We start from the raw sequence: 20,950 nt of genomic DNA on the forward strand, positions 1-20,950 counted from the left end.
CGCGGGCAAGGATGTCGCGACCCACCACAAGCTCGAGGGCGACCACGCATGCAAAGCCGGCAACGCGACGCAATGCCCTGCCCGGCCGCCTCAGCCCCGGCATGGCCTGCGACACGGCTTTCCGGATCATCGCCCGTCGTCACCTCGATGCCGTGATCGCTCAGCACGACGGCACGTGCCGCGGCGATCCCGAAGCCCTGCACCAGATCCGGATCGCATTGACGCATCTGCGTACTGCCATCCGCTTCTTCTCACCGATGGTCGATGATGCCCTGCGGCCGAACGTCTGGGCCGAACTGAAATGGCTGAACAGTCAGCTCGGCATGGTGCGGGACCTCGACGTCGCGATCGAGCGGGTCGTCGCCGAGAGTAGTGACGAACTCGCCGTGGTCGCCGAGCTTCAGCAATGGGACGAGAAACGCGCCGAGAGCCATCGGCTGCTGGCGCGTGCGCTGCAATCGGCACGGTACCGCCGCCTGGTCGAGCTGACCTCGACATGGATCGAAAGTGGCCCCTGGTCGACCCGGCGCAGCAAGGAAGCCGTTCGATTGCGCCGCAGCACGCTCGCCGACCACGCGACGGAGCGGCTGACCGAGTGGGAGACGACGCTGCTCAAGAAGGCACGAAAGCTCCGCAAGCTCGACATCGAGAAACGCCACAAGCTGAGGCTTCTCAACAAGCGGCTGACCTATTCGATCGAGTCGCTCCAGGACCTGTTCGTCGAGGAAACGCTGGCGCAACAGAAGTCCATTCTCAAGCAATTGCGCAGGGCGCAGCGGTCGCTCGGACAATTGAACGACGATGCACGAGGACGAGCGCTGGCAGCGTCTTTGAACGGCGCCGGCCTCGATATCGGTAGTCGCTTCCACGATCGCAAGCGGGAAAAGAAGCTGCTGCGAACGGCCTCGGAGGCGTATCGGAAGCTGGACAAGGCCAAGCCCTTCCGCTCCTCGGACCTCGCGCCGAGCTCCGAGCCGCAGGTTTAGGTGTGGACGTAGTCTCCCGGAGCATCCGGGAGGCCAGGGACGTCTCCAAGCCCGATCTGCGGCGGATTGCAGGGTGCGCCGGAGCGCGCCGCCAGCCATTTGGCCCATTCCGGCCACCACGACCCTTCAACTCGCGGAGCCAACTTCAGCCATTCATCCGCACCAACATAGGGCGCATCAGCAGCCTTGGTCAGCACCTGATAGCTGTGGCCGGGCTCCTGCGGAGGCGCAACGACACCGGCATTGTGACCGCCGCTGGTCAACAGGAACGTCACGTCGGCATCGACCTGATAGTGGACCTTGTAGACGGATCGCCATGGCGCCACGTGATCGGCGAGCGTGCCGACCACGAACATCGGCGCGTGGATATCGGAGAGCGAAATGCTCCTGCCTCCGACGAGATAGCGCCCTCCCGCCAGATCGTTGTCGAGGAACAGCTTGCGCAAATACTCCGAGTGCATGCGATAGGGCAGCCGCGTGGCGTCGGCGTTCCAGGCCATCAGGTCGCTCGGCGGTGCGCTCTCGCCCATCAGATAGTCATGTGACAGCCGCGACCAGATCAGCTCGTTTGAGCGCAGCAACTGGAACGCGCCGGCCATCTGCGTCGTGTCGAGATAACCGCGCTGCCACATCATGTCTTCGAGAAAGGCCACTTGGCTCTCATTGATGAAGAGCGTCAGCTCTCCGGCCTCGGTGAAGTCGGTCTGGGCTGCCAGGAGAGTGACGGTGCCGAAGCGGCTATCACCGTCCCGCTCCATCGCGGCGGCGGCGATGGACAGCAATGTGCCTCCCAAACAATATCCGAGCGCATGGGTCTTCCGACCCGGCATGATCAGACCAATCACGTCCAGGGCCGCCATGACGCCCAACCTGCGATAATCATCGAAGGCGAGATCCCGATCCCTCGCATCCGGGTTGCGCCAGGAGATCGCGAATACGGTGAAGCCTTGACCGGTCAGAAATTTGACCAGCGAGTTCTGCGGCGACAGATCGAGGATGTAGTATTTCATGATCCAGGCCGGCACGATCAGGATCGGCTCGGGCCGCACCTGCGCAGTCGTCGGATAGTACTGAATCAGCTCGATCAGCTCGTTGCGGTAGACGACCTTGCCAGGTGAAACCGCCACCGTCTTGCCGACCACGAACTGCCCGTCGGCCAATTTCGAGTTGGAGAGCAGGCGCATCACGTCGCTGCACCAGTTCTGCCAGCCGAAGACGAAATTCTCCCCGCCGCTCTGGAACGCCTTCTCCAGCACCTTCGGATTGGTCGCAGCAAAGTTCGACGGCGCCAGCATGTCGAGCATCTGGCGCATCGAGAACTCGACGATAGCTTCATTTCCGTGCGAAACGCCGCGTACGCCCGTCGCAGCATCGCGCCACCAGCGCTCTCCGAGCAGAAACGCCTGCGCCAGCAGGTTGAACGGCGCGAGCTCCCATTGCGGTCCCCTGAAGCGGCGATCGCGTTCCTGCGGCTGGATCACGGACCACGGCTTTTGCCCCGGTGACATCGCGTGCGCAGCGGCTTCCGCGAGCCTGCCGGTGTCGCGAACGATGTTGCGGGAAATCTCCATCTGGCGCTGCGGCGCCGCGGCCAGATGCGAGCTCCAATCGAGCCAGGCGAGCGACAGGGCAAGCGGCGAAATCCCGCCCGTGAACCGCGCCAGCATCGCGTGCAAAGCGCGGTCAAAAGGATATGGCTCAGATCCAGGCCGAGCACCGGCGGCGACCGGCATGTGTTCGAGCCTTTCGGTGTTCGCCGTCGAAGCTTCCGGACTAGCGATGGGATGGGTGGGGAGAACCTGAACCGACGGCTCTTCTGCCCGTGGAAATATCTGCACGACGCTCATGGTCAAATTCCTGCGGGCTCAGTTCAACGTCGGCAGCAGGATACGGCTCGGCCTCGACTACGTGTTGAGCTGCATCAAATCCGCCTCCGGATCACAATTGCTGCATCGGGATCGAACCATGTTCGCCGATTGACTTGAGTCAAACCGCACTGTGATACCCGAGCTAGGATTCGTGCATCGGAATCCCAACAAGCCAGCGGAGTTATCCATGCGCGCCCACCAGATCATGACCCGGTCGGTCATCTCGGTCACCCCCGACACCAGCATCGTCGAAGCGGCAAATATCATGCTGAAGCGGCATGTCAGCGGACTCACGGTGGTCGACGAGACCGGCAAGCTGGTCGGTGTCGTGTCGGAAGGAGATTTCATCCGCCGCAGCGAAATCGGAACCGGGCGCAAGCGCGGGCGCTGGCTGCGATTCATCCTCGGTCCCGGCAAATCCGCGAGCGACTTCGTCCATGAGCACGGACGCAAGGTCTCGGAAGTGATGACCGACTCGCCCGTGACGATCACGGAGGATACGGCGCTCGCGGAGATCGTCGATCTCATGGAGCGGAACAACATCAAGCGGCTGCCCGTCGTGCGTGGCGACAAGGTCGTCGGGATCGTATCCCGCGCCAATCTGCTGCAGGCGGTGGCGGGGCTCGCCCGCGAAGTGCCGGATCCGACCGCGGACGACGACCACATTCGCAGCCGCATCATCGATACCATGGAGAAGAACGACTGGTGCCCGTTCGGACTGAACGTGATCGTGCGCGACGGTATCGTTCACCTCAGCGGCGTCATCACCGAAGAACGCGCACGGCAGGCCGCGATCGTCGCCGCAGAGAACGTCGAGGGCGTGAAGAAAGTGCACGACCATCTGTGCTGGGTCGACACCATGTCGGGGGTCTATCTGAACTCGCCCGAGGACGACGAGCTCGCCAAGGCGAGTTGACCAAGGCGAGCTGACCGAGGCGAGCCGCTCGCGGCGGAGCTCAGCGAGGAATGACGGCGGTGGCTTCGATCTCGACGCGCGCCGCCTTCTCCACGAGGCGTACCACTTGAACCAGCGCCATCGCAGGATAGTGCGTTCCGAAGACGTCGCGATAGACTCTGCCCAGTTCTTTCAGATTGGCCAGGTACTCGTCCATGTCGACGACGTACCAGGTCAGGCGCACGAGGTGCTCGGGCCGGGCACCGGCCTCGGCCAGGATCGCGGCGATGTTGCTCAAGGTCTGACGCACCTGCGCGACGAAGCCTTCCGCGAGGCGCTCTTCCGCGTCCCAGCCGATCACCCCGCCGGTGACGACGATGCGCCCTTCGGCAGCCATGCCGTTGGCATAGCCTTTCGGCACCGGCCAGCCTGACGGCTGGAGGATCTGCGACTTGGTGGGCGCTCCGTCCTCGGCTGCTGTCGGCAGTACCGCGAGTTGCGGGCCATTCGGCGTCGTCACAGACAATTCTCTATCCTTCTCTCATTCCGCAGCGACGCCTGAGGACGTCGCCGCGGCCTGCGCCAGTTGCCGCAGGGCAAAGCGCTTCAACTTGCCGGTTTCGGTCTTCGGCAATTGCGTCACGAACTCGATGGCGCGCGGATACTTGTAAGGCGCGATCTCGCGTTTGACATGCTCCTGCAGCTCCGCCACGAGCTGAGCATCAGGCGTCACGCCAGGTGCGGCGATGACATAGGCCTTCACGATCATGCCGCGCGCCTCGTCCGGAGCGCCGACCACACCGCACTCGGCGACCGCCGGATGCGTGAGCAGCGCCGCTTCGACATCCGTGCCCGCGATGTTGTAACCGGCAGACACGATCATGTCGTCGGACCGCGACTGGTACCAGAAATAGCCGTCGCTATCCATCAGATAGGTGTCGCCGGTGATGTTCCAGCCGTTCTGGACGTATTTCCGCTGCCGCTCGTCGGCCAGATAGCGGCAACCGGTCGGCCCGCGCACGGCGAGACGGCCCATCGTTCCAGGCGGCACGTCGCGGCCCTCATCGTCGACGATCTTGGCTTCATAGCCCGGCACGGGCTTTCCGGTGGCGCCGGGGCGGATCTCGTCCTCGGTCGCGCTGATGAAGATGTGCAGCATCTCGGTCGAACCGATGCCATCCATCAGCTTGATGCCGGTGGCCTTGAGCCAGGCATCGAATGTCGGCTTGGGCAGTGTCTCGCCCGCGGAGACGCATTTGCGTAGCGAAGAAATGTCCCGGCCCGAAAGCTTACCGATCATGGCACGGTATGCGGTCGGCGCCGTGAAGCAGACTGTGGTCTTGTATTGCTCGATCGCCGACAGCAAATCGTCCGGCGTCGTCTTCTCAAGCACGACGAAGGAGGCGCCGATATGCATCGGAAACAGCACGCCGCCGAAGCCGAAGGTGAAGGCGAGCGGGGCCGAGCCGATGAAACGATCCTTCTGGTCGGCGCGCAAGATGTTGCGCGCATAGCCGTCGCAGACCGCGAGCATGTCGCGGTGGAAATGCATGGTGCCCTTGGGATCGCCTGTTGTGCCCGACGTGAATGCGATCAGGCAGACGTCGTCAGCGGCGGTATCGACGGCCTTGAACTCCGGACTGACGTCGGCGATGAGCGCCTCGAGCGAGTCGGTCGCGCCGTTGCCCCAATACACGACTCGGCCGAGATTGGGTGCCCCAGCTTTCGCCTTTTCCATCTCCTCGGAAAGCTTTCCGTCGCACAGCGCCAGCGTGATCTCCGCCTTCTGAATCGGATAGGATAGCTCCTTCGCGCGCAACAGCGGCATCGTGGCGACGCAAATTCCGCCCGCCTTGATCACGGCCAGATAGGTCGCAACCATCATCGGGTTGTTGGCCGACCGCAACAGCACGCGCCCGCCGGTGACGAGACCCAGCTTGCCGACCAGCACATTGGCGATGCGGTTCACGAGTGCTTGCAGCTCGCGATAAGTGTAGCTGACGGCGGGACTGATGACGCAAGGGGCATCGCCATGGCCCTGCTCCACCCAGCGGTCGAGGAAGTAGCTGACGCAATTCAGTCGCGACGGATAGCGCAACTCCGGCCGCGCGAAAACGAATTCGGGCCAGAGCTCGCGCGGCGGCAGATTCTGCTGCGCGAACGTATCGACATGGGCTGTTGCGGCGTTGCCGTCATGCGAGCCCGTCACTTGAATCTTGGCGGCGTTGGCCATCGCACGCTCCTTTCAGCATGGATTGCACCCGGCAGCACGATCTGGGAATCATTTTATGCTTAAAACAATTCGGCGCAATAGCGGATTTTGGGCATGCCGTGCTTTTTCGTGCGGCAAAGGAGATTGGCGGCCTGTTCAGGCGGCCTTATGGCCGGCGGCGCGCGGCCGATTTCTGCGCCGAGGCCTTGGTCTTGGCCAGCAGCCGCATCAATTCGCGTACATCCTTCGGCGTCAGGTCGGCGAAGAGATCGGCGATCCAGGTTTCATGCTCCGCAGCCATCCTGCGAAACTCGGCACGTCCGAGCTTGGTGAGGCGGATCACCTGGACGCGGCGGTCCGTCTCCGAGGTCCTCCGGTCGAGATGGCCGGATTCCACCAGACGCTCGACCAGGCCGGTCACGTTGCCGTTCGACACCATCATGCGCTTGGAGACATCGGACAGCGTCATGCCGTCCGGGGCCTTGTCGAGCTGAGCCATCAGGTCGAAACGCGGCAAGGTGACGTCGAACCGCTGCCGCAGCCGACCGCGAACCTCGCCCTCGATCAACGTCGTACAGGTCAGGAGACGCAGCCACAGCCGAAGCTCTTCGGCGTGGTCCTCCGGTGTTTCGACGGCCTTGGTCTCGGAATCGAGCATGTTGATGCAGTCACTCACGGCTGGCATAGCCGCCGGCACGGATTCCCAACGTTTTGAGCTTCAAGTAAATCGGAGCCGGCTGCAAGTCCAAAGCTGCAACAATCGACCGCACCACCAATTTCTTTAGGCTTCAAACAATTGGCGCGCCGCTTGCATGCACAGCTGCCCGCAGGATGCGACGCCTCGAGCTCGGCTTGCCGCGGCGGTCATCATCGGCATAAGCTTGGATTGAAGTACGAGGCTTGCAGCGCAAGCCGATCGTTACGAGGGACAGATCATGAAGACGCAAATGAGCTTGGCCGCAGCCGCCGTGCTGCTCGGTACCGTGGCGACCCCTGCCCTCGCCCAGGAAAAAATCAAGCTGGGTGTGATCGTGACCCTGTCGGGACCTGCCGCCGCGCTTGGCCAACAGGTTCGCGACGGTTTCACGCTCGCAGTGAAGGATCTCGGCAACAAGATGGGCGGCCGCGATGTCGATGTCGTCGTCGTCGACGACGAGTTGAAGCCGGATGCAGCCGTGACCAAGGTCAAGGGCCTTCTTGAGCGCGAGAAGGTCGACTTCGTGGTCGGACCGATCTTCTCCAACATCCTCCAGGCGATCCACCGGCCCATCACGGAATCGAAGACCTTCCTGATCAGCCCCAATGCCGGGCCGTCTACCTTTGCCGGCAAGGACTGCAACCCATTCTTCTACGTGACGTCGTATCAGAACGATCAGGTTCACGAGATCCTCGGCAAGGTCGCGCAGGATCGCGGCTACAAGCGCATGTACCTGATGGTCCCGAACTATCAGGCCGGCAAGGATTCGGTGGCGGGCTTCAAGCTCGACTACAAGGGCGAGATCGTCGAGGAATCCTACATGCCGCTGAACACGCTGGACTTCCAGCCGGAGCTGTCCAAGATCTCCTCGCAAAAGCCCGATGCTCTCTTCACGTTCATGCCGGGCGGCCTCGGCGTTAATCTCGTCAAGCAATACCGGCAGGCCGGCCTTGCCGACACCATCCCGGTGCTCTCGGCGTTCACCGTGGATGAATCGACCTTGCCGGCGCAGCAGGACGCCGCGGTCGGCATGTTCGGCGGTGCGAACTGGGCGCCCAATCTCGATAATCCCCAGAACAAGAAGTTCGTGGCTGCCTATGAGGCGGCTTACAACATCGTGCCCGGCACCTATGCCTTCCAGGCCTATGACGCAGCGATGCTGATCGACAGTGCGGTCAAGGCGGTGAAGGGCGATCTGTCGAACAAGGACGCCGTTCGCGCAGCGCTCAAGAAAGCCGACTTCACCTCGCTGCGCGGCGCCTTCAAGTTCAACACCAACGGCTATCCGATCCAAGATTTCTACCTGACCAAGGTCGCCAAGCGTCCGGACGGCAAGTTCCAGACCGAGATCGTGCAGAAGGTGTTCGAGAATTACGGCGACCGCTATGCCAAGGACTGCAAGGCGGCGAACTGAGGCCGTGTATTGCGTTACGGGAGGACTGCAATGAAGAGCGAAATCACCGGCATCACCCGGGCCAATGAGGGCATCCAGGGCATTTCCTGGAACATACTCGGCCAGACCTATGTGCCGAAGAGCTACGCCGAGCACAGCTTCTCCTGGCACGCGACATTGCCGCCGGGCACGTTCGTGCCGCCGCATATTCACCCCGACCAGGATGAGTATCTCTACATGCTGGAGGGCAAGCTCGATTTCATGCTCGGCAATTCGGAAGCGCAGGCAACCGCCGGCGACCTAATCCGCCTCGGCATGGGCGTGCCGCACGGCATCTTCAACAAGTCGGAGCAGACCGCAAAAGTGCTGTTCTGGGTCTCGCCAAGCCGCAAGCTGTTCGATCTGTTCTGGGGCCTTCACAACATGAAGGAGCAGAAGCCGGAGGACGTGGTGGCGATGGCCGCGGAGTTCAACATCCACTTCCTGCCGCCGCCGCCCGGCGGCTAGCGCCCAGCTTCAGGCGCGCACCGCCGCAAGACCCGGCACCGCGGCGAAGCCTGCCTTGCTGGCATAGCCGCGCACGATGGCTTCGCGCTGGGAATAGCTCAGCACGTTGTCGACATTGTCGAAACCATCGGGCGCAAGCTGCTCGACGGCGTCGATGACGCCTTCGGGGCCGCCGCGCCGGTTGGAGCGGACGATCTCGGCCGTCATCGGCAGGCGCTTCTTCTCGTATTCGAGCAGCGCCTGGCGCGGATGCTCGGCACGCACCAATGCATCGGCGAGGCAGCGCGCATCGAGAATCGCCTGCGAGGCGCCGTTGGAGCCGACGGGATACATGGGGTGCGCGGCGTCGCCAAGCAATGTCACGCGCCCCGACGACCAATAGGGCAAGGGATCGCGGTCGCAGGTCGGATATTCGTAGAACTCCGGCGTCGCCGAGATCAGGCTCTTCACGTCGATATAGGGGACCGAGAAGCGCGCGACATGCGGCATCAGCTCCTCGCGGCGGCCCGGGCGCGACCAGTCTTCTTTCCGCGGCGGCGGCGCATTGCCTTCGCCCACCTTCACCAGCACCGCCCAATTGGTTAGACGGCTCGCAGGGCTCGATCCTTCCGCGATCGGATAGATCACGACCTTGGCATTGAGACCGCCGGCCACGATCATGGATTTGCCGGTGAGGAACAGCGGCCAGTCGCGGGCGCCGCGCCACAGCATCAGGCCGTTCCAGCACGGCGGCCCCTCGCTCGGGAACAACGTCTCGCGGACGCGCGAATGGATGCCGTCGGCGCCGATGAGGATATCGCCGCGCGCGGTGTGGACGTGCGCGCCGGCGCGATCGAAGAAATAAGCGGACACGCCGCCCTCGTCCTGTGTGAAAGCACCGAGCCGGCAGCCGGTGTGAATTGCGTCCGGCCCGAGCCGTTCCTCGACCGCACGATGAATGACGCCCTGAAGGCGGCCACGGTGGATCGAGAATTGCGGCACGTCGTGGCCGGCGTCGATGCCGCGGGCTTCGCGCCAGACCTCCTGGCCGTGGCGGTTGAGATAATAGAGCTGGTCGGTGCGAACAGCGATGTCGTCGAGCCTCTGAAGCAGGCCGAGGCCGGCCAGCTCGCGCATCGCATGCGGCAGCGTGTTGATGCCGACGCCGAGCTCGCGAATGGTGTCGGCCTGCTCGAAGATCTCACAATCCAGGCCGCGCGAGCGCAGCATCAATGCCGTGGTGAGACCACCAATACCGCCACCGACGATAATCGCCTTCATCGCCCTAACTCCACTCGAAACACAGGCAATGGGTCAACGTTGCACGGGCTGTCACTCCGCCGCAAGCGGCTTTGTCGCCTCCGCCTTGAGCTCGGCCCGGGTCTTGGGCTTAGCCTTAATTCTCAGCTCCTCGAGATCCTGCCGGTCGCGCACGCTATTGCGGAAAATCTGCTCTTTTCCGGGCAGATATTGCGGCGGACAGAAGGCGTCGTTCGCCCCGTACCAGGCCGCCGCCTTCATGGTGAAGAAGGGGTCGACGAGATGCGGACGTCCCAGTGCGACGAGATCCGCCCGGCCGGCCGCCAGAATGGTGTTGGCCTGGTCCGCCGTCGTGATGTTGCCGACGCACATGGTGGCGACGCGCGCCTCGTTGCGAACCTGGTCCGAGAAGGGCGTCTGGAACATGCGCCCGTAGACCGGCTGCGCGTCGCGCACGGTCTGGCCGGTCGAGACGTCGACGAGATCGACACCCGCCTCGGCAAAGGCCCGCGCGATGGCGACCGCATCATCGCCGGTGATGCCGCCATCCGCCCAGTCGGTGGCGGAGATGCGCACCGACATCGGCTTGTGCGACGGCCACACCGCGCGCAGCGCCTCGAAGATCTCGAGCGGGAACCGCAGACGGTTTTTGAGCGAACCGCCATACTCGTCGGTCCGAGTATTGGTCAGCGGCGAGATGAAGCTCGCGAGCAGATAGCCGTGGGCGCAGTGCAATTCGAGCATGTCGAAGCCGCAGCGCTCGCCGCGCTCGGCCGCGGCGACGAAAGCGTCTCTCACCGCATTCATGCCGGCGCGATCGAGCTCGCGCGGCACCTGGCTGTCGGGGAAATAGGGTAGCGGCGATGCCGAAAAGATATCCCAGCCGCCCTGCTCCAAGGGACGGTCCATGCCGTCCCACATCAACTTGGTTGCGCCCTTGCGACCGGCGTGGCCCAGTTGGAGGCAGATCTTCGCGGCCGAATTGCCGTGGACGAAATCCACGATGCGCCGCCATACGGCCTCCTGCTCGTCGTTCCAAAGGCCGGTGCAGCCGGGCGTGATCCGGGCGTCCCGGCTGACACAGGTCATCTCGGTGAAGATCAGCCCGGCGCCGCCGATCGCGCGCGAGCCGTAATGCACGAGGTGGAAGTCCGTCGGCACGCCTTCCTTGGCCGAATACATGCACATCGGCGACATCACCGCGCGATTGGCGAGCTCCATCTCTCGCAAGCGGAACGGCTGGAACAGCGGCACCATCGGCCGGTCGGTATCGACATCGAACCCACTGTTGCGCACCTGCCGCGCGAACGTCTTCTCGACCTCGGCCACGAAATCCGGCGCACGAAGCTTCAGATTGTCATAGGTGATCGCCTTCGAGCGTGTCATGACGCCGAAGGCGAACTGCACCGGGTCAAAATCCCAGAAGCGGTCGACGTGCTCAAACCAGACCAGCGAGACGTCGGCGGCATGCTGCGTCTTCTCAACCTCCTCACGGCGGCCGTGCTCATAAACCTCGAGCGCCGCCTTGATGCTGGGCGTCTTCTCCATTGCCTCGGCCAGCGCGATCGCATCCTCCATCGCGAGCTTGGTGCCCGAGCCGATCGAGAAATGCGCGCTCGCCTTGGCGTCGCCGAGCAGGACCATGTTGTCCTTGACCCAGCGCTTGCTGCGGATCATGGGGAAATTGCGCCACATCGAGCGGTTGGTCAGCAGCCGATGCTCACCGAGGAACCAGCCGAAGATGTCTGCCATCCGCGCGGCGGACTGAACCTCGTCCAGCCCCGTCAACCCCGCTCGCTCGAACGTCTCTGGATCGGTCTCGAATATCCAGGTCGAATGCCCGGCCTCGTATTGATAGGCATGGGCGATGAACGGGCCCCACTCGGTTTCCTGGAAGATGAAGGTGAAAGCATCGAGCGGCTTGGTCGACCCCATCCAGGCGAACTTGTTCGAGCGGACGTCGACCTCGGGCTGGAAATGATCGACATACTTCTCGCGGAAGCGGCTGTTGATGCCGTCCGCCAGCAGAATGAGGTCAGCATCAGAGATGCGGGATTCGTCGTCGATATCCACTTCGAAATGCAGGGTAACGCCCAGCTCGCGAGCGCGCTCCTGAAGGATCAGCAGCAGCTTTTGCCGTGAGCAGCCGCAGAAGCCGTTGCCGCCCACCCGGTGCACCGTGCCGCGGAAATGCACTGCGATGTCATCCCAGTAGGCGAACTCCTGGGTGATGCGGCGATAACTCGGAAGATCGTGCTTCTCGAAATTATCGAGCGTCGCATCCGAGAACACCACGCCGAAGCCGAACGTGTCGTCGGCCCGATTACGCTCATACACAGTGATGTCGGCAGCCGGGCGCTGCTTCTTGAGCAGGATCGCAGCATAGAGACCCGCAGGTCCGCCACCGATGATCGCGACTTTCATGGGAGCCTCGCCAATTCACCCGGCCATGGAAACTATTTTAAGCCTAAAATAATTTGGCGCAAGTCCTCGTTGCCGGCCTGGCGTCAAGGCGATCAGCCTAGTCGCCCCGGAAGACCGGCTTGACCTTGTTGGCGAAAGCCTCGAAGGCGCGCTCGAAGTCCGCCGTGGTCATGCACAACGCTTGGGCAACAGCCTCTGCCTCGATCGCCTCCTCCACCGACATGGCCCATTCCATGGCCAGCATCCGCTTGGTCATGGTATTGGCGAAGGTCGGTCCTTCCGCAACCTGCTTCGCCAGAATTTGCGCCTGGGTCAGCACCTGCTCCGGCGTGACGATGCGGCTGAAGAAGCCCCAGCGCTCGCCCTCTTCCGCGGTCATGAACCGGCCGGTGTAGAGCAACTCCGAGGCGCGCGACTGCCCGATGATCCGCGGCAGGATCGCGCAGGCGCCCATGTCGCAGCCGGCCAGCCCCACCTTGTTGAACAGGAACGCCACCTTGGCCCCGCTCGCCGCAAGGCGCATGTCAGATGCCATGGCGACGATCGCCCCGGCCCCGGCACAAATACCCTCGACAGCGGCCACGATCGGCTGCGGGCAGGCCCGCATGGCCTTGACGAGATCGCCGGTCATCCGCGTGAAGGCAATCAACCCCTTGGTATCCATCTTCACGAGCGGACCGATGATCTCGAACACGTCGCCGCCCGACGAGAAATTGCCGCCGGCACCAGTAACGACGATGGATTTGACGGCGTCGTCAAAGGCACAGGCACGGAAGAAATCGGTCAGCTCCCGGTAGCTTTCAAACGTCAGCGGATTCTTTCGTTCGGGGCGGTTGAGCGTGACCGTCGCAACGCCGTCGACCACAGCCAGCAGGAAGTGCTGCGGCGAGTAATCTGCAAGCGGCACGGTGACGGGATTGGCTGGTCTGCTCATGCGATCTCCTTGGCTTCTTATTTCCGCGACTGCACCAGGTACGCTAGACCTCGCCTCCAGCCACGGCAATCGCCTGCCCAGTGATTGCGCTCGCGCCGTCACCGCACAGCCAAAGAACCGCGTCTGCTACCTCCTGGGGCGTGATCAAGCGTCCTTGCGGATTGTGCTTCGCGAGCTCTGCGACCGCCTGCTCCCGGGTCCGGCCTGTTTTCTTGATGATGTTCTCGATGCTTCCGGCAACGAGATCCGTGTCGGTGAAGCCGGGACACACCGCATTCACGGTCACATTGCTTCCAGCCATCTCGAGGGCAAGCGAACGCACGAGACCGACTACGGCGTGCTTTGCAGCGGCGTACGCACTGACATAGGCATAACCCTTGAGCCCGGCCGTCGACGCGACCGCGACGATACGGCCATAGGGGCGATCCTTCATGCCCGGCAGCACAGCCTGGACGGCATGCACGACGCCCATGAAATTGACATCCATCATGCGCGCAAAAAGGGCGGCGTCCGATCTGGCAAACGGCGCCGATTCGGCGCTGCCCGCGTTGGCAATCAGGATGTCGATCGGCTTGCGCGCACTCGCTCCGGCAATGGCGGCTTTCAGCGACGCTTCGTTCGAGACATCAGCGACAGCCGCAAAGTGCGCGGAACCTGCATTGACCGCCTCTTCGAGAACCGCCGGATTCCGGCCAAGCACGGTTACCGTCGCACCAGCGCCGACGAGAGAAGCAGCTATCGCACGGCCGATGCCGCGGCCGCCGCCGGTCACCAGCGCGTGCGGCGAGTGCGTCAATCCGGACATGCGCTAACTCCCTCGGATCTTGTGATCGTCCATCCGATATATTTTAACCTTCAAATTTTTGCAACGAAAGCGGCGCTTGCCCGCGCGAACGACGCCGTACGAGAGGCGGCCCGAAAATTGCTTTAAGTATAAAATTATCGCTTCCCATCCCCCACGGGCCTGTTAGCATCGAAGGGCCTAGCAAAAGGATGTCACGTGTCGCAGCCTGCGCCGATGATAACAAAGGACGGTCGCTTCGCCTATGAAGCCGCGGGCGATCCGGGCGCGATACCCCTGATTTTCCTGCATGGCATTGGCGGCGCGGCGCGAAGCTGGAGGCGGCAGCTTGCCGCATTCGGCGACCGCTTCCGCGCAATCGCATGGGACATGCCGGGCTATGGCGGATCGGCGCCACTCGCCAGCGTCAGCATCGCTGCCCTGGCCGATGCGCTTCAGCGATTCATCGAGCAGCTTGGTGCGGCTAAGCCTATTCTGGTCGGCCATTCCATCGGCGGCATGATCGTCCAGAAGTGGCTGGTGCAGTCCCCCAAACTGGCACGTGCGGTCGTGCTGGCGCAGACCAGCCCTGCCTTCGGCAAGACCGATGGCGACTGGCAAAAAGCATTCATCGCGGCGCGGCTCGGGCCGCTCGATCGCGGGGAGACGATGAAGTCGCTGGCCCCTTCCCTGGTGAAGGAGCTCGTCGGCGACGATCCCGATCCGGACGGGATGGAGCTTGCCCGCGAATGCATGGGAAGCGTGCCTGAGGCAAGCTATCGCGCCATGATGCTGGCCCTCATCGGCTTCGATCAGCGCAGCACACTCGCGGATATTTCCGTCCCGACGCTGCTGCTATCCGGCTCCAAGGACAACAACGCGCCTGCGCCGATGATAGCAAAGACGGCGACCTATATCCCTGGGGCTGAATATGTCGAACTCGCCGGCGTCGGCCATCTCGCCAACCTGGAACGTCCTGATGCCTTCGACGATGCTCTCGGCCGTTTCCTGAACTCCGTTACGACCAAAGCGTAAGGTGATTGCGCAATGACCATGCAAGTGAGTAAGACTATCAGCGCAACCGACAAGGTCGCGCTGGATGCACCGATCTTCGATCCCATCGCGTTCCGCTTGAGCGACGAACAGGCCGGCATCATCGCCCGCGCAAGAGAGATCGGCCAGACCGTGTTTGCCGGTCGCGCCGCTACCTACGATCGCGAGGCGATCTTCCCGACCGAAAACTATCGCGACCTCCATCGCGTCGGGCTGCTCGGCATCGCCGTTCCCAAGAAGCACGGCGGACTCGGCGCGAACTACCAGACCTATGCCTTGGCGGCCGCCGAGATCGGCCGCTATTGCGGCGCGACCGCGCTGACCTGGAACATGCATGTCTGCTCGACCCTGTGGTCGGGTCCCCTCGCCGACGATCTCGACATGGACGCAGACACCCGTGCCGAGCACGAGCGGCGGCGCGCGGTCCACTACACGCGCATCGTCGAGGAGGGCGCGATCTATTCGCAACCCTTCTCCGAAGGCGGAGCTGCCGCTGCGGGTGGTGTTGCGTTCGGTACAGAAGCGCGGCCGGTCGCGGGCGGCTGGATCGTCAACGGCAAGAAAATCTTTGCCTCGCTCTCCGGCCACGCCGACTATTACGGCGTGCTTTGCACCGAGATCGAGGAAGGCGAGAAGGCATCGCGCCGAAACACCCTTTACCTTGCGATCTCCGCCAAATCGGAAGGCGTCTCGGTCGTCGGCGACTGGGATCCGCTGGGCATGCGCGGCACGGTCTCGCGGACGCTGCTGTTCAAGGACGTGTTCGTGCCAGAGGATTCCGCGCTGATGCCGCGTGGCGTCTATTTCCAGGCCGCGATGCGCTGGCCGCACATGTTCCTGACGCTGTCGCCGACCTATATGGGCCTGGCGCAAGCTGCCTATGATTTCACCGTACGGTACCTCCGTGGCGAGGTACCGGGCATGCCGCCGGTCAAGCGCCGCATGTACCCGACCAAGCAGATCGCGGTGGCGCAGATGCAGATCAAGCTGGAGCAGATCAAGGGGATCTGGTTCCAGGCGGTGACCGAGGCCCGCGCCAATCCGAGCAAGGAGCAGGTGCTGCGCGCCTACGCAGCGCAATATTCGGTGATGGAAGGCGCCAATGAGCTCGCCGCGCTCGCGATCCGCACCTGCGGCGGTCAGGCCATGCTGAGGTCGCTGCCGCTGGAGCGGATCTATCGCGACAGCCGTTGCGGCTCGCTGATGCTGCCCTGGACCGCCGAGCTCTGCCTCGACCGGATCGGGCGCGAAGCGCTGTATGAGGCCGGCGAAACGGACGACTGACCGTGGACCTCTGTAGCCTGATCGACCGTAACGCGGCGTTCGCGCCAGACAAGACGGCTATTTCCTTCGAAGGAAAGCGGCTGAGCTATGCGGCGTTCGCCGCACGCATCGAACGGACCGCAACTGCCTTGAAGCAGGAGCTTGGCGTCGGCCGTGGCGACCGTGTCGCGATCCTGAGCCTGAACCGGCCCGATTATCTGGTTCTGCTCTACGCGTGCGCGCGGCTCGGGGCTATCCTGGTGCCGCTGAACTGGCGGCTGGCTGTCGCCGAGCAGCTGTTCATTCTCAGCGATGCCGGCGCCAAGGTCCTGGTGCTGGAGCAGACTTTTGGGGGAGTTCTTCCAGAACTGGCGCAGACCGCGCCGGGAACATCTGTCGTTGGCCTTGATTTCGAGCCGCCCCGCGGGGTGACATTCGAACGGCTGCTGTACCGCAGCCAGGGGAGCGAGCGCAACCCGCATACCGACCTCTCCTGCCCGCTCCTGATCGTCTACACGTCAGGAACGACTGGACGACCAAAAGGCGCAGTGCTGCGTCAGGAGGCATTGTTCTGGAACGGCGTCATGAGCCAGCACATGCACAACATGACATCCGACGACCACGTTCTGACTGTGCTGCCATTCTTCCACGTCGGCGGCCTCAACATCCAGACCACGCCTGCGCTCCAGCTCGGCGCAACCGTCACGATCCACGCCCGCTTCGCGCCGGATACCGCGCTTGCCGCTATCGAACGGGAGCGGCCGACGCTGACCGTGATGGTGCCGGCGATCATTCAGGCCGTGAGCGAGCATCCCGCCTGGGCGACGACCGATCTCTCCTCGCTGAAAGCGATCGCCACCGGCTCGACGATCGTGCCACCGCACCTGATTGAGCATTTCGTTGCCCGGGATGTCCCGGTGCTTCAGGTCTACGGCTCGACCGAGACCTGTCCCATCGCCGTCTACACGCGGCTTGGTGGCGACCTTTCGCGCGCGGGATCGACCGGCCTTGCCGGCTTGTGCTGTGAGGCACAGGTGATCGATCAGGCCGGCAACGAACTGCCCGTGGGCACACCGGGGGAGATCGCGGTGCGCGGGCCCAACGTGTTCTTCGAATATTGGGGCAACGAGGCCGCAACGCGCGATGCGTTGCACGACGGCTGGTATCGCACCGGTGATATCGGCCTGTGCGATGCAGACGGCTATTTCTGGGTCCGCGACCGCAAGAAGAACATGATCATATCCGGCGGGGAAAACGTCTACCCGGCCGAGGTTGAGCGCGTCCTGCTCGAACATCCTGATGTCAGCGAATGCGCGGTGATCGGCCGGCCGGACCCGCGCTGGGACGAGGTGCCGATTGCCTATGTCATTGCGAGATCCGGCTGCCGGCTCGAGGCGGACGAATTGAGGACGCATCTTCAAGCGCAACTCGCGCGCTACAAGGTTCCGCGCGAGATCGTTTTCGTCACCGATCTGCCGCGGACTGCGCTGGGCAAGGTCCAGCATTTCCTGCTGAAGGAGCTTGATGCGCAGTGCCGCACGGAAGGAGAGGCATCTTGAAGATTGCGGTTCTGGGTGGGGGGAACGGCTCTTTCGCGGCCGCGGGCGATTTTGCGCTGTCGGGGCATGAGGTGCGGCTCTGGCGCCGCGATGCCGATCAGGTCGCGGCGCATCGTGCCGCTGGCTCGCGCATTTTGATCAAGGATCACAACGGCCGCCACAATGTAAAGCTGGCGCTGGTCACGACCGACATGGCGGACGCCGTCGATGGCACGGAGTTGATCCTGTGCCCGGCTCCTGCGTTCGCGCAAGCAGATATCGCCCGCCTGCTCGCCCCGCATCTGCGAGACGGCCAGGTCGTGTTTCTGCCGCCGGCGACGTTCGGCTCGATGGTCTTCGCCCAAGCGGCGCGGGATGCCAGTAACCATGCCAAGGCAAGCTTTGCCGAAACCGGCACGCTGCCCTGGCTCACCCGCAAGCACGGACCGTTCGAAGTCGCGATCACCATCCGCGCCAAGCGACTTCCGGTGGGCGTGTTCCCACTCGACCAAGCACCGCACGCGCTCGAAGTCATTGGGCGCGCTTTCCCGGGCGTGATCGAGCCGTGCGGGGATGCGCTGTCCGGCGCGCTGATGAATGCAGGACCCATTATCCATCCGCCACTGATCGTGATGAACGCAGGGCCGATCGAACATTTCGAGCGCTGGGACATTCACAAGGAAGGCACGCAAGCTGCGATCCGGCGGGTCACCGACGCGCTCGATGCCGAGCGGATCGCGGTGCGCGAGGCACTCGGCTATGATGCACCGCATTTCCCGCTTGCTCACCATTATGCGAAGGAAGGCGAGATCTGGATGTATGGCCGCGGCTCGCACGATCGGCTGACGGATTCCGGCGACTGGCGCGAGCGGATCGTGCTGACAGAGCACCGCTACATGCGCGAGGACCTGCGGCTTGGGCTATCGCTGCTGGTGTCCGTTGCCGGGTTGGCTGGCGTCGCTACGCCGCTGGCCAAAGCCTTCCTGTCGATCGGCGGCGCGATCTGCGGCGAGGATTTTGCGCGAGGCGGCCGAACGCTCGGAACACTCGGACTCGACAACCTCGGCAAGGCCGAATTGCTGACGCTGCTTCGCAATGGATTCTGATTGATGACCCATCGCGTCAATATCGTCTGTCTGGGGGCCGGCCGCATGGGGCGCGGCATCGCCGTCGCGTTCGCCTATGCCGGCCACAGGACCACGATGATCGACGTCAAGGTGCGCTCCGCCAAGGATTTCACCAAGCTGGAGGCGGACGCGCTCGACGAAGTCAGGAAGACCTTTGCCAGCCTGTCGAAGCTTGGGCTACTGAGCGAAGCAGATATCGAGCCGCTCATCGCGCGGGTCTCGGTGGTCTCGGCAGGCGAAAGCGGTCCAGCGCTCTCTGAGGCCGGCATGGTCTTCGAGGGCGTTCCTGAGGTCGTCGAACTCAAGCGGGAGGTGCTGGCGGCCGCCTCAAGTCAAGTCGGCCCGGACACGATCATTGCATCGACGACATCGACCATTCTCGTGGACGATCTCTCGGGCGCAATCGTGAACCCTCATCGCTTTCTCAATGTGCATTGGCTCAATCCGGCCTATCTGATCCCGTTGGTCGAAATTTCCCCGGGCAAGGCGACCGACCCCGCCATCATCGAGGACGTCAAGGCTCTGCTCGAAGGCATCGGCAAGGTGCCCGTGGTCTGCGCGGCCACACCCGGTTTCATCGTCCCGCGCATCCAGGCGCTGGCAATGAACGAAGCCGCTCGTATGGTCGAAGAAGGTGTCGCCAGCGCGGAAGAGATCGACAAGGCAATCCGCTACGGCTTCGGCTTCCGCTACGCCGTGCTCGGGCTGCTCGAATTCATCGATTGGGGCGGAGGCGACATCCTGTACTACGCGAGCAGGTATCTGGAAGGCGCGCTCGGCAGCGAGCGCTACCGGGCGCCGGAGGTCATTTCACGCAACATGAATGAAGGCCGGATCGGCCTGCGCACGGGCGCAGGCTTTCTCGATTATTCCGGGCTGGACGTCGACGCGTATCGCGCCAAGCGGCTTCAGGCCATGGTCGACCTGCTCCGGCACTTCGGACTAGCGCGCCCGCCGGTGCTGGATCGCAACTAGCCGAAGACGTCCTGGAGCACGCCCTCCCGGACCACCGCAACGCCGTCGAGCTCGATGGTCGTTCCCATCATCGGCAGGTCGAAATGTCCTGCCGTGTAGCGCCCTGCGAATTCATTCGCTCCCGTCGAGAACAGGAAATTGCCGGAGACGGCGCGAATTTCCGTGCCATTGGTGTCACGCTGATCGTACATCGAGAGCGCCTCGTAGCGGGCGCCGGGGTTCATGCCGAAGCCGACATGCGAGACCGCGTAGGCCTCGCGGTCGTCCCAGGCCGCGAGATAGGCGCGCATCATCGCGGCATCCATGCCCTCGCCTTCCAGCTCGACGACATAGTCGTCCTTCAACGTCATCTTCACAGGCGACGTCAGATAGCGCTTGAAAGTGAGATTGATGTCGCCGGGCGCCATCACCAGCGTGCCGTTGATGGTGCCGTTCTTGGGGAAACTGACGACAATTCCACCGGGCCAATGCGCCAGCGTGCCGGGTTTGTCGGTCCAGCCCCACACGCCGACCGTGGACGCGCCGACCATGTCGACGTCCAGCGCCGTGCCGGCCTTCGAGGTGACCCGCATCCGCTTGGTCGCGCGCAACATCTTGGCCGCCGCGCGAACGCGCTTCTCGAGCGCGGGATCCGGCACCATGCGCTCGAGCGCTTCGGGATGCTCGTTGGAAATCACCAAAATCCGCGCCCCGGCCTTTAATATCTCGGGCGTCTCAACGGCATGCATCAAGCCCTCGATGGTGCAATCCACCACGAAACCGGCTTGCTGCAGCGCGCTGATCACCGGTCCAAGGCGCTGGATCGCCTCGCTCGCCCCGGTCGAGCGTACCGGGACGATATTGCGGTTACGCGGGGTCGGCATCACCACGTGAAACGGGCGCGCGCCCATCCGCAGCAGGGCCAGCTCCGCAAGATGGACGTTCAGCGCGCGCGACTGGGTTTCCGAGAGGATCGCGGCGGTATCACCAGCCTTGACGGCGCAACGTTCGAAAATCTCGCAAAACGCGTCGATCCATTTTGCTTCGATGCGATCAGCCAGCATGGTCTACTCCCCGGT

The 20,950-nt window shown here is 63.4% G+C and carries 18 protein-coding genes; 9 read left to right on the top strand and 9 right to left on the bottom strand.

The features are described from left to right. The first annotated feature begins 11 nt into the window (after window positions 1–11). On the top strand, window positions 12–986 hold the full coding sequence (locus tag ABIG06_RS00985) for a CHAD domain-containing protein (RefSeq protein ID WP_370140698.1): 975 nt from the start codon (window positions 12–14) through the stop codon (window positions 984–986). Here the strand turns inward: ABIG06_RS00985 and ABIG06_RS00990 are convergent. Beyond that, the gene (locus ABIG06_RS00990) at window positions 983–2,833 is read right to left on the bottom strand and encodes a PHA/PHB synthase family protein (RefSeq protein WP_370140699.1); all 1,851 of its coding nucleotides are present in this window, start codon (window positions 2,831–2,833) and stop codon (window positions 983–985) included. The two genes, ABIG06_RS00985 and ABIG06_RS00990, sit on opposite strands and share 4 nt — an antisense overlap. 208 nt (window positions 2,834–3,041) lie before the next feature. On the opposite strand from ABIG06_RS00990, the gene ABIG06_RS00995 reads away from it, so the two are divergent. Beyond that, complete coding sequence (locus ABIG06_RS00995; protein WP_124163704.1) at window positions 3,042–3,770, top strand: CBS domain-containing protein; 729 nt, start codon at window positions 3,042–3,044, stop codon at window positions 3,768–3,770. 40 nt (window positions 3,771–3,810) lie between these two features. Here the strand turns inward: ABIG06_RS00995 and ABIG06_RS01000 are convergent, their stop codons facing one another. The 3 genes from ABIG06_RS01000 to ABIG06_RS01010 form a co-directional block, all read right to left on the bottom strand. Further along, on the bottom strand, window positions 3,811–4,275 hold the full coding sequence (locus tag ABIG06_RS01000; protein ID WP_370140700.1) for a RidA family protein: 465 nt from the start codon (window positions 4,273–4,275) through the stop codon (window positions 3,811–3,813). Between the two features lie 15 nt (window positions 4,276–4,290). Continuing rightward, complete coding sequence (locus ABIG06_RS01005) at window positions 4,291–5,982, bottom strand: benzoate-CoA ligase family protein (RefSeq protein WP_370140701.1); 1,692 nt, start codon at window positions 5,980–5,982, stop codon at window positions 4,291–4,293. A 145-nt stretch (window positions 5,983–6,127) separates the two neighbouring features. Continuing rightward, window positions 6,128–6,646 carry a MarR family winged helix-turn-helix transcriptional regulator gene (locus ABIG06_RS01010; protein WP_008568331.1) on the bottom strand — a complete coding sequence of 173 codons (519 nt, stop codon included), beginning with the start codon at window positions 6,644–6,646 and terminating at the stop codon, window positions 6,128–6,130. Between the two features lie 250 nt (window positions 6,647–6,896). Here ABIG06_RS01010 and ABIG06_RS01015 point away from each other — a divergent pair, with 250 nt between their 5' ends. Beyond that, the gene (locus ABIG06_RS01015; protein WP_370140702.1) at window positions 6,897–8,072 is read left to right on the top strand and encodes an ABC transporter substrate-binding protein; all 1,176 of its coding nucleotides are present in this window, start codon (window positions 6,897–6,899) and stop codon (window positions 8,070–8,072) included. Window positions 8,073–8,102: 30 nt separating this feature from the next. Then, on the top strand, window positions 8,103–8,558 hold the full coding sequence (locus tag ABIG06_RS01020) for a cupin domain-containing protein (RefSeq protein WP_124163707.1): 456 nt from the start codon (window positions 8,103–8,105) through the stop codon (window positions 8,556–8,558). 9 nt (window positions 8,559–8,567) lie between these two features. On the opposite strand, the gene ABIG06_RS01025 is transcribed toward ABIG06_RS01020, so the two are convergent. The 4 genes from ABIG06_RS01025 to ABIG06_RS01040 all read right to left on the bottom strand — a co-directional run bounded on the left by ABIG06_RS01025 (window position 8,568) and on the right by ABIG06_RS01040 (window position 13,960). Further along, window positions 8,568–9,818, bottom strand: coding sequence for a flavin-dependent oxidoreductase (locus ABIG06_RS01025; protein WP_370140703.1), 1,251 nt, complete (start codon window positions 9,816–9,818; stop codon window positions 8,568–8,570). Window positions 9,819–9,869: 51 nt separating this feature from the next. Next, window positions 9,870–12,221, bottom strand: coding sequence for a bifunctional salicylyl-CoA 5-hydroxylase/oxidoreductase (locus tag ABIG06_RS01030; RefSeq protein WP_370140704.1), 2,352 nt, complete (start codon window positions 12,219–12,221; stop codon window positions 9,870–9,872). Window positions 12,222–12,318: 97 nt separating this feature from the next. Further along, window positions 12,319–13,155, bottom strand: a complete 837-nt coding sequence (locus ABIG06_RS01035; RefSeq protein WP_370140705.1) for an enoyl-CoA hydratase family protein — start codon at window positions 13,153–13,155, stop codon at window positions 12,319–12,321. Window positions 13,156–13,198: 43 nt separating this feature from the next. Beyond that, window positions 13,199–13,960, bottom strand: a complete 762-nt coding sequence (locus ABIG06_RS01040) for an SDR family NAD(P)-dependent oxidoreductase (protein ID WP_424578059.1) — start codon at window positions 13,958–13,960, stop codon at window positions 13,199–13,201. Between the two features lie 195 nt (window positions 13,961–14,155). Here ABIG06_RS01040 and ABIG06_RS01045 point away from each other — a divergent pair, with 195 nt between their 5' ends. The 5 genes from ABIG06_RS01045 to ABIG06_RS01065 are packed head-to-tail and all read left to right on the top strand — an operon-like array spanning window position 14,156 to window position 19,892. Then, the gene (locus tag ABIG06_RS01045; protein WP_370140706.1) at window positions 14,156–14,971 is read left to right on the top strand and encodes an alpha/beta fold hydrolase; all 816 of its coding nucleotides are present in this window, start codon (window positions 14,156–14,158) and stop codon (window positions 14,969–14,971) included. Window positions 14,972–14,983: 12 nt separating this feature from the next. Continuing rightward, on the top strand, window positions 14,984–16,273 hold the full coding sequence (locus ABIG06_RS01050) for an acyl-CoA dehydrogenase family protein (RefSeq protein WP_124163713.1): 1,290 nt from the start codon (window positions 14,984–14,986) through the stop codon (window positions 16,271–16,273). Window positions 16,274–16,275: 2 nt separating this feature from the next. After that, complete coding sequence (locus tag ABIG06_RS01055; RefSeq protein ID WP_370140707.1) at window positions 16,276–17,811, top strand: class I adenylate-forming enzyme family protein; 1,536 nt, start codon at window positions 16,276–16,278, stop codon at window positions 17,809–17,811. Then, window positions 17,808–18,896, top strand: coding sequence for an NAD/NADP-dependent octopine/nopaline dehydrogenase family protein (locus ABIG06_RS01060; RefSeq protein ID WP_370140708.1), 1,089 nt, complete (start codon window positions 17,808–17,810; stop codon window positions 18,894–18,896). The genes ABIG06_RS01055 and ABIG06_RS01060 overlap by 4 nt, the downstream gene beginning before the upstream one ends. A gap of 3 nt (window positions 18,897–18,899) precedes the next feature. Continuing rightward, window positions 18,900–19,892, top strand: a complete 993-nt coding sequence (locus ABIG06_RS01065) for a 3-hydroxybutyryl-CoA dehydrogenase (protein WP_370140709.1) — start codon at window positions 18,900–18,902, stop codon at window positions 19,890–19,892. Here the strand turns inward: ABIG06_RS01065 and ABIG06_RS01070 are convergent. Beyond that, window positions 19,889–20,935, bottom strand: coding sequence for a peptidase M29 (locus tag ABIG06_RS01070; RefSeq protein ID WP_370140710.1), 1,047 nt, complete (start codon window positions 20,933–20,935; stop codon window positions 19,889–19,891). The two genes, ABIG06_RS01065 and ABIG06_RS01070, sit on opposite strands and share 4 nt — an antisense overlap. Window positions 20,936–20,950 lie beyond the last annotated feature (15 nt).

The sequence above is a fragment of the Bradyrhizobium sp. USDA 326 genome (genome assembly GCF_049739485.1).
Taxonomy (GTDB): domain Bacteria; phylum Pseudomonadota; class Alphaproteobacteria; order Rhizobiales; family Xanthobacteraceae; genus Bradyrhizobium.

Coding starts and splice junctions, on each gene's coding strand:
- ABIG06_RS00985 (WP_370140698.1), top strand. CDS start 12: ATGTCGCGACCCACCACAAGCTCGAGGGCGACCACGCATGCAAAGCCG.
- ABIG06_RS00990 (WP_370140699.1), bottom strand. CDS start 2,833: ATGAGCGTCGTGCAGATATTTCCACGGGCAGAAGAGCCGTCGGTTCAG.
- ABIG06_RS00995 (WP_124163704.1), top strand. CDS start 3,042: ATGCGCGCCCACCAGATCATGACCCGGTCGGTCATCTCGGTCACCCCC.
- ABIG06_RS01005 (WP_370140701.1), bottom strand. CDS start 5,982: ATGGCCAACGCCGCCAAGATTCAAGTGACGGGCTCGCATGACGGCAAC.
- ABIG06_RS01010 (WP_008568331.1), bottom strand. CDS start 6,646: ATGCCAGCCGTGAGTGACTGCATCAACATGCTCGATTCCGAGACCAAG.
- ABIG06_RS01015 (WP_370140702.1), top strand. CDS start 6,897: ATGAAGACGCAAATGAGCTTGGCCGCAGCCGCCGTGCTGCTCGGTACC.
- ABIG06_RS01020 (WP_124163707.1), top strand. CDS start 8,103: ATGAAGAGCGAAATCACCGGCATCACCCGGGCCAATGAGGGCATCCAG.
- ABIG06_RS01025 (WP_370140703.1), bottom strand. CDS start 9,818: ATGAAGGCGATTATCGTCGGTGGCGGTATTGGTGGTCTCACCACGGCA.
- ABIG06_RS01030 (WP_370140704.1), bottom strand. CDS start 12,221: ATGAAAGTCGCGATCATCGGTGGCGGACCTGCGGGTCTCTATGCTGCG.
- ABIG06_RS01035 (WP_370140705.1), bottom strand. CDS start 13,155: ATGAGCAGACCAGCCAATCCCGTCACCGTGCCGCTTGCAGATTACTCG.
- ABIG06_RS01040 (WP_424578059.1), bottom strand. CDS start 13,960: ATGTCCGGATTGACGCACTCGCCGCACGCGCTGGTGACCGGCGGCGGC.
- ABIG06_RS01050 (WP_124163713.1), top strand. CDS start 14,984: ATGACCATGCAAGTGAGTAAGACTATCAGCGCAACCGACAAGGTCGCG.
- ABIG06_RS01065 (WP_370140709.1), top strand. CDS start 18,900: ATGACCCATCGCGTCAATATCGTCTGTCTGGGGGCCGGCCGCATGGGG.
- ABIG06_RS01070 (WP_370140710.1), bottom strand. CDS start 20,935: ATGCTGGCTGATCGCATCGAAGCAAAATGGATCGACGCGTTTTGCGAG.